This is a genomic window from Rudaea sp. (genome assembly GCF_057139185.1).
In genome coordinates this window covers 175,010-187,282 of sequence record NZ_DBNHDN010000046.1, presented here as the reverse complement: position 1 = coordinate 187,282, position 12,273 = coordinate 175,010, and the positions used below count along the sequence as shown (strand labels likewise).

The 12,273-nt window shown below is 68.0% G+C and carries 8 protein-coding genes and 1 pseudogene; 3 read left to right on the top strand and 6 right to left on the bottom strand.

Annotation, left to right across the window (positions count from 1 at the left end):
* Positions 1 to 587, top strand: a 587-nt coding sequence (locus tag AC16HO_RS17150) for a hypothetical protein (protein WP_484335600.1), incomplete at its 5' end; no start/stop codon positions are given.
* 78 nt (positions 588 to 665) lie between these two features.
* Here AC16HO_RS17150 and tsaB read toward each other — a convergent pair.
* A complete protein-coding gene (gene tsaB, locus AC16HO_RS17145) occupies positions 666 to 1,454 on the bottom strand; it encodes a tRNA (adenosine(37)-N6)-threonylcarbamoyltransferase complex dimerization subunit type 1 TsaB (RefSeq protein WP_395642045.1) in 789 nt (262 codons plus the stop codon).
* Positions 1,455 to 1,618: 164 nt separating this feature from the next.
* On the bottom strand, positions 1,619 to 2,965 hold the full coding sequence (creD, locus tag AC16HO_RS17140) for a cell envelope integrity protein CreD (protein WP_395642044.1): 1,347 nt from the start codon (positions 2,963 to 2,965) through the stop codon (positions 1,619 to 1,621).
* 172 nt (positions 2,966 to 3,137) lie between these two features.
* Between creD and AC16HO_RS17135 the strand changes: the two genes are divergently transcribed.
* Positions 3,138 to 3,323 (top strand): hypothetical protein, encoded by a 186-nt coding sequence (locus AC16HO_RS17135; protein ID WP_395642043.1) that lies wholly within the window; start codon positions 3,138 to 3,140, stop codon positions 3,321 to 3,323.
* 62 nt (positions 3,324 to 3,385) lie between these two features.
* On the opposite strand, the gene AC16HO_RS17130 is transcribed toward AC16HO_RS17135, so the two are convergent.
* From AC16HO_RS17130 to mrcB, 4 genes are all read right to left on the bottom strand, one after another.
* On the bottom strand, positions 3,386 to 4,201 hold the full coding sequence (locus tag AC16HO_RS17130; protein ID WP_395642042.1) for an aminotransferase class IV family protein: 816 nt from the start codon (positions 4,199 to 4,201) through the stop codon (positions 3,386 to 3,388).
* Positions 4,198 to 6,129, bottom strand: coding sequence for a DNA repair helicase YoaA (yoaA, locus tag AC16HO_RS17125; protein WP_395642041.1), 1,932 nt, complete (start codon positions 6,127 to 6,129; stop codon positions 4,198 to 4,200). The genes AC16HO_RS17130 and yoaA overlap by 4 nt, the downstream gene beginning before the upstream one ends.
* Before the next feature lie 729 nt (positions 6,130 to 6,858).
* Entirely contained in the window at positions 6,859 to 7,383 is a 525-nt protein-coding gene (locus AC16HO_RS17120; RefSeq protein WP_395642040.1) for a tetratricopeptide repeat protein, read from the bottom strand.
* Between the two features lie 80 nt (positions 7,384 to 7,463).
* Positions 7,464 to 9,752: a penicillin-binding protein 1B gene (gene mrcB, locus AC16HO_RS17115; RefSeq protein WP_395642039.1), complete on the bottom strand. Its 2,289-nt coding sequence runs from the start codon at positions 9,750 to 9,752 to the stop codon at positions 7,464 to 7,466.
* Between the two features lie 414 nt (positions 9,753 to 10,166).
* On the opposite strand from mrcB, the pseudogene AC16HO_RS17110 reads away from it, so the two are divergent.
* A pseudogene (locus AC16HO_RS17110) lies at positions 10,167 to 11,801 on the top strand (glycosyltransferase); the annotation flags it as partial.
* Positions 11,802 to 12,273: the final 472 nt, after the last annotated feature.

Sequence of the window (12,273 nt, the reverse complement as noted above, 5' to 3'; positions counted from 1 at the left end):
CCCCCCCCCAGGCCACGGTCGCGTCGCCACGACCCGGCGTCATCGTCGTGGCCATCCTCGCGTTCACGCTGGCGCTGCCCGTATTCGCCCAGCCCACGCAACACGGCGGCAACATCTATGCTGCGCTGGTGCGCGGCGACATCGACAACATGGCGACCGCAAGCATCGTCGGCGTGATCGATCGCGGCAGAAACCTGGGCGAAACGATTCCCGAAGAATTCGTTCGCGGCATTCCGATACTGGCCGCGCATCGCGTCGCCCAGTTCGCCACACCCGCCGCCGCCACGATCGGCAAGACGCTGCCCGCGCAGAGCGGCATTCCCGTCGTGGATGTCACGCTGGAAACCCGACCGGTCGACGCCAACCTGCTCGGCGAGCCCGGCACCGCTGTCGCACTGCGTACGGCGCAACCGTCGCCACACGACGGTTTCCTGCTGATCGACCGCGACCGTCGCGTCGTCGGCTATGCGGTGCGCGATGCGCGCATGCAACCCGCGGGCTACAGCGGTTACGCCCGCGGCCTGCGCTCCCCCGACGAATTGCAGGCGATACCCGTCTCGACCGTCGCAAGCGGATACGAGCGCTGAGATCGCGCGGCCCGCCGCATCGAAACAAGGTCAGGATCAGGGCGGCGATCGATTTCGTCGGCGAACGATGCGCCGCTTTCAGCGCGCGCGCTGTTCTTCCAGCGTCAGCGCCACCTTGTCGCGAAGGTAGACCGGCAGCGCGGCTTCGGGCGCGAGGCCTTCGCCACGCGCGAAGCGCGGTGCCGCCAGACGCAACACGGCTCGCGCCTGCGGGTAGCGCGCACCGTCGGCGAACACCGGAGCTGCCGGCAAACGCGCGGCGAGCGCAGCGCGATGCGCATCCCAGCCGCTGCCGACCACGCTCCAGCGAACGCCGCGCAGCCCGGATGGAGGCGCGTCGCGCCGCAATCCCGGGGAATGCGTCCCGGATTCCGCTGCCGCTTCATCCGGGTTACGCGGCCGAATCCACGTTTGCGCCGGACCGACGCTCTCGTCGGCGATCGCCTCGACCAAACCATCGGTCGTGCGCTGGAACACGCCCGCGTAGATCTCGCCCATGCGCGCGTCGATCACGGCGAGTATCGCGTTGCCTCGATGCGCCTCATCGTCCGGTGCATCGATGGCAAGCGCGGCCAGCGAGGAAACCGGCACGACGGGCAGGTCGAGCCCGAGCGCGAGGCCCTGCGCGACTGAAATCGCCAGGCGCACTCCGGTGAACGCGCCCGGCCCGCGCCCGACCGCGATGCCGCCGAGATCGCGGCGCGACAGGCGCGCCTCGGCGAGCAGCGACTCGATCATCGGCAGGATCAACTCGGCGTGCCGGCGCGGCGCGATCTCGCTGCGTTCGATGACATGTCCGTCGACGCCCAGCGCGGCCGAGCAGGCTTCGGTAGCGGTGTCGATGGCGAGAATGGCAAGGTTGGACATGGGCAGCGAGGTCTCGGGAAATACCCTCTCCCCCGACGGATTCATCGTCGCAAGAGGGTGGTGTGAGGGGGCGCTTTGCAGGCGATATCGAAGTCCGGAGCGCGCGCTTACCCTACCCTCTCCCCCATCAAAAAGCGATGGGGAGAGGGGCTCTCGATGCGAATTCAACTCTGCCGCACCACGCTGGAGTACGCATACCAGTCGACCTTGCGCGTGAGGTACATCAAGGCCGCGACGACGGCGAGCAGCGCGAGCGCGCCCATCAGCAACGAGTACTGCTCGCTGACAACGAGGCCGTAGAGCAGCGCGTAGATCAGCGCGAGCGCGGCACCGAGTACCGCTCCCGCCTTTCGTGCGCGCAACACCGCCGCCGCGTAGCCACCGACGAGCACTGCCACGGAAGTTGCGGCGGCAAGATAGGCCCAAGCAAAACCGATCTGCTCCGACAGGGCGAGCAGCACGACATAGAACGTCGTCAGCGCGAGGCCGACGAGCAGGTATTGCACCGGATGCACGCGCAGCTTCTTCAGCACCTCGAACAGGAAGAACGCAACGAAGGTCAGGGCGACGAAAAGTACGCCGTACTTGCCCGCGCGTTCGTTCCGCTGATAGAGGTCGGCCGGCTGGTACAGGTTGACGCCGAACGCCGCGGCGGTCGGATCGATGCCGCCCTCGCCTTCCTGCCAGTGCTGGCCGTAGCTGCGGTTGAGATCGAGCACCTGCCACTGCGCGGAAAATCCCTTCGCGTCGAGCGCGCGCTGCGCGGGCAGGAAGGCACCGCCGAAGCCGGGATTCGGCCACGGCGCGGCGAGGCTGGCCTCGGTCCGCCGCGCGAGCGGCAGGAACTGCAGGCTGCCGGTGCCGGCGAGAGTCAATTCCAGCTCGAAGCGATGCGCCTCGTCACCCGGCGCCTTCAGCCAAGCGGACAAGTCGAGTGGCAACGCGATCGCGCGCAACGCGCCGTTGCCGTTGACTGGACCAAATGCATGTTCGCCGCCATCGACCTTCAGCGCCGAGATGCGGCGGATGCCGCGCACATCGGTAATCGGCAGGCGCAGTTCGGCCTGGTCGAACAGCCAGGTCGTCTCGCGCGTTTCCTCGGCCGCGCCCGCGCGCCCCGCGAGCGCGCGCAGATCGCGCGCACGAAATTGCCCGGACAACTTCAGCTCAGCCAGATACACCGGCGTCGAATAGATGCCGTAGCTGCGTACTTCCGGCGCGAGCGTGCCGGTGATGTCGAGCCGGTCGGCGAGCACGATCTCCGTGCCCTCCTGCGTGATCCAGCCGTTCGACGTGGACACGCGCACGCGCTTGGGAATCGCTAGTACCGCGCCGCCGACCTGCTGCGCCGCGCCCCAGCGCCGGGCGATGTCGCCGATCGCCTGCGCGCGCAAGCCACTGCGCTCACCGATCAGGCCTTGCACCTGCAACAGCGGAATCAGCATCAGCAGCGCGAGCAAGCCGATGCCGAGCACCTTGAGCGTGATCGATTGCCCGATTGCAGTGAACATGGTGTGTTTTTCCGAGGGGCCGATGTTGAGCACCATTGCAGCAGCTCCAACGGGCGTCGCGCGGCAAGACGCAGGTCGGCACGCGGGCGTTCACTGGCTTTTGAAGGGCAGCATCGGCACAGTCCACCATCATGCTTGTCCGTCTTAGCGGTGTTCGCGCGAGTTGGTCATCGTGGAAAACCGGAGTCGGAACGAGCAGTATCTGCCGCGCACGCTGTTGATGTACGACAATGGCTTTCGCGTGTTGTTCGATTGCAGTTACGCATGCTGGCGCTTGCCCGAACTGGTACGTGGTGCGCTCGCGCATCCGAATGGTCACGCATTCGCCGGCGGCGGCTTCTGGATCGAGCGCTGCTGATCACCATCACCTCGCGCATCGCCCACCGCTGTCGACGCGCCATGCAGCGAGTGGCGCAGCGATCAGGGCAATTGCAACGACTCGGATCCGTGACAGCGCCCCAGCATCGCGAAAGCGTCGTCGTCGACGTCGAGATCATGCGCATCGATGCTCGCGATGGATCTCACCGGTGTCGTTGCATTGGTGAAGAACGCGGCGCGGAATTCGCCCAGATCCGCGAGTCGGATCGTGCGCGTGATGCTGCGCATCCCGGCCCGCGCCAGCCCGGCCTTGAGCAACTGCATGGAGACGCCGTCGAGCTGCGGTGCATCGGGCCAGACGATGCCGCCGTCGCGGTCGACGAAGCCGATGTTCCAGACCGAGCCCTCGCTTATGCGGCCGTCCGCGTCTACGAACAGTGCGTCATCGCAGCCCGCCTGCCGGGCACGGCGGCGATGGTGGAACAGCGGCAATGTGCCGACATGCTTGATCGCCGGAAGGTCGCGCGTGTAGCGGAACGACTTCACGCGCAGCGGCGTCGTTGCGGGCGTCGATGCGGGCGCGACGATCACGAGCACGTCGGCAGCGACCGGTTGGTCGAGGCGTTCGCGGTCGAGCGCGCGCGCGAAGACATTGACGCGCACCGACAACTCGCGCGTCTCGCCGGCAACCGCGCGGCGCACCCAGGCGCGCACGCGCTCGCGATCGAGTTCGCTGGCGAACAGTTCGCGCGTCGCGTGCTGCAGGCGATCCAGATGCAGATCGAGGCCGCGCACCATTCCGTTTTCCACGCGGAACGCGGTGAAGTGGCCGTAGTTGGTCTGCACGAGATGACGCAGGTCGTCCGCGCTTGCGGCTTCGCCGTTCAATTCGATGCGCGGAAAAATCGCGGCACTCATCCGGCGGCCGCCGCGACATCGAAAAACCGCTGCACGTCGCCCAGCTCGCGCGTCAGCGGCATCGGCGGCAGGCTGCGCAGGAACAGCTTGCCGTAGGCCTTGGTCGTCAGGCGCGGATCGCAGAGCATGAGCACGCCGCGATCGGCGACGTCGCGAATCAGGCGGCCCGAGCCTTGTTTGAGCGCGATCACCGCGGCCGGTACCTGCCAGTCGAAGAACGGATTGGCACCGCTCTCGCGCAGTGCGTTGAGGCGCGCGACCAGCACCGGATCGTCGGGTGCGGCGAACGGCAGCTTGTCGATGATGACGCAGCTCAGCGCCTCGCCCGACACGTCGACGCCTTCCCAGAAACTCGCCGCACCGAGCAGCACGCCGTTGCCCGATTCGCGGAACTCGGTGAGCAACTGGTGCCGCGGCGCGGTGCCCTGGATGAACAGCGGAAACGGCGCATCGGCAAGCAGTTCCGCCGCGCGACGCAGCGCGCGATGCGAGGTGAACAACAGGAACGTGCGCCCGCGCGCCGCGTCGAGCACGGGCCGCGCCGCCGCGATCACGCGCTCGGTGTAGTCCTGTGCATTCGGATCGGGCAGGCCCTTCGGCAGGTACGCCAATGCCTGGCGCGCATAGTCGAACGGGCTGTCGAGCGAAAGGCGCACCGGATCGTCGAGCCCGAGCTGACGCGAAAAATGCTGGAAATCGCCCGCGACAGACAGCGTCGCCGAGGTGAAGATCCAGCTCGCATGCGAAGCCTCGCGCAGGGCGCGCATCGGCGGCGCAAGGTCGAGCGGCGTCGCGTGAAACGAAAAACCCTGCTGGAACAGCTCGTACCAGTGCACCGCGTCGTGTGCGGCGCCGTCGAGCACGGCGTGCAGGCGCTGGCACAGGGCCTCGGCACGCTGCTGCAGCGAGTCCATGCCGCGCGAGCGTTCCGCGTGCGGAGCCAGCGCCTCCGCGAGTTTCCGCAGCACCTCCTCGAGATCGTGCAGCTCACTCTGCGCGATGCTGTCGGTCTCGATCAATGCGAACGCGCCCTTCGCCGGCAGCTTGTCGAGCGCGAGGCGGGTGCGGCGCAGCGCGGGCGCGACCGCCTCGATCGGCTCCTTCAACGTGGCCAGCGCGCCGGCGACCGAAGCGCATTCGGCCAGCGCGTCCTGTGCGAGTTCGGCGATCTGGCGCGAGGTAACGCTGGTCGAGAAGAACACGCCGGCCAGCTCGGGAATCTGGTGCGCCTCGTCGAGAATGAAGGCCTGCGCGCCGGGCAGGATCTCGCCGAAGCCCTCCTGCTTGATCGCCAGATCGGCGAACAGCAAATGGTGGTTGACGACGACGAGGTCGGCCTCCTGTGCCGCGCGCCGCGCCTTGACCACGAAGCAGTCGCCGAACATCGGGCACTCAGCACCGAGACAGTTCTCCGCGGTCGAAGTCACGCGCGGCCACAGCGGCGAGTCTTCGGGCACTTCGGCAAACTCGCCGCGATCGCCCGAACCGCTGCGCTTGGCCCAGGCGCGGATTGCCTGCAGATGCGCGACCTGCTCGCGCGAAGCCAGGCGGCCGTCGCGCGCAACCTGGTCGGTGCGGTACAGGCACAGATAGTTCGCCCGCCCCTTGAGCAGGCTGGTTTTCAAACGCGCGCCGATCGTCTCGCGCACGCGCGGCAGGTCGCGATGGAACAGCTGGTCCTGCAGCGTCTTCGTGCCGGTCGACACGATCACGCGCTTGCCCGAACGCAGCGCGGGCACGAGGTAGGCGAACGTCTTGCCCGTGCCGGTGCCCGCTTCCGCAATCAGCGTTTCGCGATCGGCGATCGCTTCCTCGACGGCTTCGGCCATGACCTGCTGCGATTCGCGCGTGGCGAAGTTCGGAACTTCGTGGGCGAACGGGCCGTCGGGGCCGAGCAGTTCGCGCGCACTTTGGTTGTGAGTGTTCATGCGAGCGCGACCGTGCGTTTGCTCGTCATTCCCGCGAAGGCGGGAATCCAGTTTCTTCTTCGGCCTCTCATTTCATTGTTGCCGCGTCCATTCGCTTTTCCGCGCGCGTCCGGCGCGCGGGTCACTTTTCTTTGCTTGCACAAAGAAAAGTAACCCAAAGAAATGCACCCCGGATGCCGCGCCCTGCGCGCTTCGCGCTCCGGGTACGCGAGGTCGGGCCGGGGTTCGTTGACTGAACTTCCCTGTCCAGGCAACGAACTCGGCGCGATCCATCGCGCCGACCCTGCGGGCGTTTCCGTCATGCCCTCGCCGCGGCAAACGGGGACCCGGAGATCAAGAGCCACAGCGTGCAAGGCTTTTCTGCTTTCGCTTCTGCGCGCAACAGCGCGCTGCTCTTGCCCTTCCGGGCCCCCATTGCATTGCGGCGGCAGCGGTCGATCAGGCCCGCAGGGGGCGCGCGAGGACCGCGCGCATTGCGCTGTTGCACACGCAGGTGCAATCAGCGGAACCCGACCGCTGGCGCGGACCCGGAGCGCAGGATGCGCGCAGGGCGCAATGCTCTGGGGTGTGTTCTCTTTGGTTACTTTCTCTTGCACAAGCAAGAGAAAGTAACCCGCTCGCCGCAGGCTAGTGGAAGCTCTTGCTCTGGAAAACCGAAAAGCAAGAACTGGATTCCCGCCTTCGTGGGAATGACGGGCGAGAACAGAAGCCAAGCGCAGCGCCAACGTGTCAATAGCGCGCCGGCGCCGCCTGCCGACAGGTCGCAACCATCTGCTGCGCCTGCGCTGCGCCTGCGGCGTCGCCGAGCGCGCTGCGCACCTCGACCAGGGTCTGCTGGTTGCGCGCGCAGATCGCGCCAACCTTGGGACCGCTGTCGTAAGCCTTCTGCGCGACCTCGCCGGCCTGGCGCCATGCACGCGTCTGGATCAGCAGTTCGGCCTCGAACTGGAGAATGTCGGGCGCGGGACCGGCGATCTTCTCCGCCTTGCGCACGGCATCGAGCGCCGGCGCCGGCTGGGCCTGCGCTTCGAGGTCGCGCGCCTGCTTGAGCAGGCCTTCGGCGGCGGGGTCGCGCAGCGGCTTGACCTCGAGCGCGGAATCGACCTTGGCACCGGCCGCGCGGATCGCGGTGACTGCGGCGACCGGATCGCGGTCGGGCCGCGCCGCGGCCTTCGCCGGCGGCGCCGGCTGGGAACAGGCGGCGAGCAGCGCGCCGCAAACGACGGCAACAATCACAGACAGGAAAAATTTCATTTGTATACTCTTGGGCGGAATGCAGTTCATTTTGCCCGTCGTTCCGGCAGCGAATGCCGGGACGACAGCGACTGCATAGTTTACTGATTTCCCGAAAAAATCGATCGTATTTCCTGCATCACGCAATGGTCGGCCGCGGTCGGCGCGAAACCGGCCATGAACGGCAACTGGCGCGCACCGGTGCATTGCTCGTCAGTGCGCTCGCCCGATTGCGGGTTGACCGTGACCATTTCGATGCCGTCGAGCGGAACGGTCAGCGGCGCGCTCGGCAGTTTCTTGAACAACGCGACCCAGGTGGCGACGCCGCCGCTCCAGCTCCACAGGCCGGTCACTTTGTTGTCGTCGCGGCCGACCCAGATGACGGCGAGGTGCGAACCGGTGAAACCGGCGAACCAGGCGTCGCGCTGCGAGTCGCTGGTGCCGGTCTTGCCCGCGGCGTGCAGACCGCCGAGGCCCTGGTCGGAAATCGCATGCGCGGTGCCGCGCTCGACTACGTCCTGCATCGCGAACGTGACCAGCCGCGCCGGCTGGATGTAGTTGCCCGCGCCGGATTTCACGCCATAGCGCGCGAGCGGTTTGCCGTGCGCGTCGACCACGCCGCGCAGCGCGCGCAGCGGCAATGCGTGGCCATCGGCAGCAAAATACTGGTACATCTGCGCGACCTGGAACGGCGACAGGTCGACAGCACCGAGCAGCAGCGACGGATTGGGGTTGATCTCGGCATCGAGGCCGAACGATTCGAGCAGGCCGCGGATCTTCGCAAGACCCAGGGCGAGGCCGAGGTGCACGGTCGCGAGATTGTACGAATGCGCGAGCACGTCGATCATCGGCACCTGGCCGTGGCTTTCGTGGTCGTCGTTCTGCGGCGTCCAGCGCGAGCCGTTCGGCATCGCCATGTCCACCGGCAAGTCGTCGAGCAGCGTGGCCAGCGAGTACTTGTCCGGCTGCGCGAGGGCGACGAGATTGACGAACGGCTTGACCAGCGAACCGATCGGCCGGCGGGCGTCGAGCGCGCGGTTGAACCCGGGATCGGCCGGATCGCGCGCGCCAATCAGTGCCTGCACCTCGCCGTCGCGCGCGCCGGTCACGACCATCGCGCCCTGCGTCTCCGCCTGCTTCTTGCCGAGGCCGTCGAGCGTCTTCGTCAGCGCGGCCTCCGCGAACGCCTGGGTCGACGGCGCCAGCGTGGTGTAGACGACGAGGCCGGCGCGCTGCAGTTGCGCGTCGGGATAGTCGTTGGTCAATTGCTGGCGCACGAGGTCGAGGAACGCCGGATAGCGGTTGCGCGGCAAGCCCGGGGTGTCGGCCACGCCGAGCTTTTCCGCGCGCGCCGACTTGAGTGTGTCGGCGTCGATCAGGCCGGTATCGTGGAACGAGGCGAGCACGACGTTGCGCCGGTTCAGCGCAAGCTCGGGGTTGCGCCGCGGATCGTACAGACTCGGCCCCTTGACCATGCCGACCAGCAGTGCGATCTCGGCCGGCTTCAGGTCCTTGGCGTCGCGGCCGAAGTAGAACTCCGCCGCCGCCGCGAAGCCGTGCACCGCCTGACCGCCCTGCTGACCGAGGAAGACCTCGTTGCAATAGGTTTCGAGGATGCGATGCTTGTCGTAGCGCGCCTCGATCAGCAGCGCGATGATCGCCTCGTTGAACTTGCGCGTGAACTTGCGGCTATTGTCGAGGAACAGGTTCTTGACCAGTTGCTGGGTCAACGTGCTGCCGCCCTGCACCGCGTGCCCGGCGAACAGGTTGGCGAGAAGCGCACGCGCGATCGCGAACGTGTTGATGCCGTGGTGATGCTTGAATTCGCGGTCCTCGACCGCCTGCAGGCCGGCAACGAGCAGCGGCGGCAGCTGTTCGAGCTTGACCACGCGCCGCTCTTCCTGCTCGGAGCCATACAGGGTGGCGATGCGCGCGGGATCGAGGCGCGCGTAGTCGAGCGTGGCGCCGGTGTCGGCATCGCCGACGCTGGCGACCGCGTTCGCGGTCAGCACCACCGCGACGCGGCGCGGCTTCTGCGCCCCCTGCGCATCGACGAACGCGCGGCGCGCGATGACGAACTTCGCGCCGTTGCGCGCGTAGGTGCCGGGCACCTTTGCCGCCGCATCGGCCTCGTAACGCGCGGCGTCGAGTTCGAGCAGCAGCGTATCGGCCGACATCGGCATGCCCGCGCGCAGTTCGAGCGGGCGCGCATAGACGCGACTGGGCAGGTCCCAGGAAAAATCATCGAAGCGACTGCGCAGTTGCGCGTCGAGATTGTGCACGTACAACGGCAGGAATCCGGGCGCGAAGCCGAGGCCGAGCCAGAACGGCACGCGCAGCCAGCGCCAGAGGAAACCCGGGGTTTGCAGGAGACCGGACAGGAAGGACAATGCGGGTCGAAGTCGGTGGAATCGCAAAAAGTCTACCCGATCCGCCTGAATGCCGAGCCGCCGCGATGACTTTGCGCGCCTCATCCGCGATAATTTCGCCGTTTTGCCACAACTGGCCCCGGATTCCGCCCTCGCGCGCCGGTTGCCGAGCCAGGGCACGCAACGGACCTTGCTTTGACCGAATCGAATTCCACGAACCAAAGGCGCCTGTGCGTGTTCGGCGCGCAGGCCGCGAGCGCGACCTGGCTGGCGCGCGTACGCAACGAGATCGCGAACGCCGGGCTCGAGCTGTTCGGCCCGTCCTCGGCGCTGGCCGGCGCCTCCGCGCACGGCGCGTTCGCCGCAATCGCCGATGACGACGCCGTGGCCGTGTTGCGCGCCGCCGCCCGGGCATGGCCCGGCGACGACCTGATCATGCTGCGTGCGAATACCGTGCTGCCGCCGCTGTGGTTCGTCCGCCTCGTCAATGCCATCGGCGACGACGTGCTCGTCGCCTCGCCGCTGGACAACGTCGACCCCGCGCGCGCACCGCTGGCGACCGGTGAACACAGCGACGCCGACGCGGAATCGATCGACGCGCTCTGCCACGCCTACGGCCGCGGCCAGGCGATCGCCACCTCGGCCTGGTCGCCGCTGCTCAGCGCCTGGAACGGCGCGAACCTGCGCCGTATCGATGCGGAAAAAGTGCGATCGCATACTTTGCCGCAGACCCTGGCGCCGCTGCGCGGCGTGATGTTCGACCACCTCTACGTCGCCGACCCGGCGCGCGCGCTGCGCGGCCCCGCGCCAGTTCCGCCCGGCGGCGACGCGCGACCGCTCTCGCCGCTCGGCGAAATGCGCGAGAAGGTGTGCGCCGCGCTGGCGGCGATGGAAACATCCGCCACGCGCGATGCGTGTGAACTTCCCTTCGCGCGGGACGGGCGAAGGCCACGCGCGTACTACGGCCTCGACGGCAAGCCCGTCGTGCTGCACGTGCTGCACGGCTGGGGCGGCGGCGCCGAACGTTTCGTGCGCGATCTCGCCGCAGCGGACACGATGCGCCACCACCTCGTGCTGGTCGCACGCGGCAACTTCCCGCGCCGCAGCTACGGCGAATCGCTGGAACTGCTCGATGCGGAATTCTCCACGCCGGCGCTGCGCAGCCTTGCATTGCCCGATCCGATCCGCAGCACCGCGACCGGGGATGCGACCTACCAGGCTTTCCTCGCCGAAGCGCTGCGCGATTTCCAGGTCGATGCGCTGATCGTCTCCTCGCTGATCGGCCACAGCCTCGACGCGCTGCGCACGGGGCTGCCGACCGTGCTCGTCACCCACGACTACTATCCGCTGTGGCCGATCCTGCATCGCGATTTCGGCAATGCCGGCCTGGCTTTCGACGACGCACAGCTCGTCGCCGACCTGCGCGCCGCAGGCGACGGCTTCGAGTTCGCCGAGCGCGACGCCGACTACTGGCGCAGCCTGCGTGCGGCCTATGTCGCCGCGGTGCTCGCCGCGAAAGCGCAGATCGTTGCGCCAAGCCGTTCCGCGCTGGCCAACCTGTTGCGCATCGAGCCGCGCCTCGCGTCGCTCACCGCGAGCGTGATCGCGCACGGCCTCGCGCCCTGGCCGCCCGCAGCGCCGGTGCCGACGCCGGCACCACCCCCGCGCGACCGCCTGCGCCTGGTCGTACCCGGCCGCGTGCGTCGCGGCAAGGGCGCCGAATTGCTGCGTGCCGCGCTGCCCGGGTTGCGTCGGCATGCCGACATTTTCCTGCTCGGTGCGGGCGCCGAAGGCGAGCAGTTTTTCGGCGAGGCGAATGTCCACGTCGTACTCAACTATCGACGCGAAGACCTGCCCGCACTGTTCGCGCAACTGCGTCCCGATGCGGCGCTGCTGCTGCCCACCGTCGCGGAAACCTTCAGCTACACCTTGTCGGAACTGGCCGGTCTCGCCGTTCCTGTCATCGCCACGCGACTGGGGGCGCTCGCCGAGCGCATCGACGACGGCATCAGCGGGTGGCTGGTGGCACCCGACGCCGGCGCCGTCGTCGGGCGCGTCGCGACACTGGCCGCACAGCCGGAGGCGATCGCGGCGGCACGGGAACGGCTGATGGGCACCCCGCCTCGCGATCTGACCCGGATGGCCGCCGACTACGCCGCTTTGCTGCCGCAGGTGGCACGGCAACGCTCGCCGATACCGGCACGCGATCCCGCTCCCGCTGCGCTCAGTGCGCAGGTGCGGGCCGGGCAGCTCGGCGAGGCACAGCGTCTGAACGCCGGACTGCACGCCGAGATCGCACGACGACAGGAGGAATTGTCGCAACGCATCGAATGGGCGCTCGGCCTCGAGCGCGATGTGCGCCATGGCCGCAAAGTCATTGCCGAGCGCGAACAGACGATCGTCGAACGGACGAAATGGGCGCGCCAGGCCGCCGCGCGCGAACGGATCGCGCACAAAGCCATGGACGAGCGCACGCGCTGGGCACAGCAGCTCGACGCCGAGCTGCAGGACACGCGCGCCGAGTACGGCAAGCTCGACAACG

What these genes read in the sequence shown, in the direction of transcription:
- AC16HO_RS17120 (WP_395642040.1), bottom strand. Translation starts at nt 7,383, where the DNA reads ATGAAATTTTTCCTGTCTGTGATTGTTGCCGTCGTTTGCGGCGCGCTG.
- creD (WP_395642044.1), bottom strand. Translation starts at nt 2,965, where the DNA reads ATGTTCACTGCAATCGGGCAATCGATCACGCTCAAGGTGCTCGGCATC.
- yoaA (WP_395642041.1), bottom strand. Translation starts at nt 6,129, where the DNA reads ATGAACACTCACAACCAAAGTGCGCGCGAACTGCTCGGCCCCGACGGC.
- AC16HO_RS17130 (WP_395642042.1), bottom strand. Translation starts at nt 4,201, where the DNA reads ATGAGTGCCGCGATTTTTCCGCGCATCGAATTGAACGGCGAAGCCGCA.
- tsaB (WP_395642045.1), bottom strand. Translation starts at nt 1,454, where the DNA reads ATGTCCAACCTTGCCATTCTCGCCATCGACACCGCTACCGAAGCCTGC.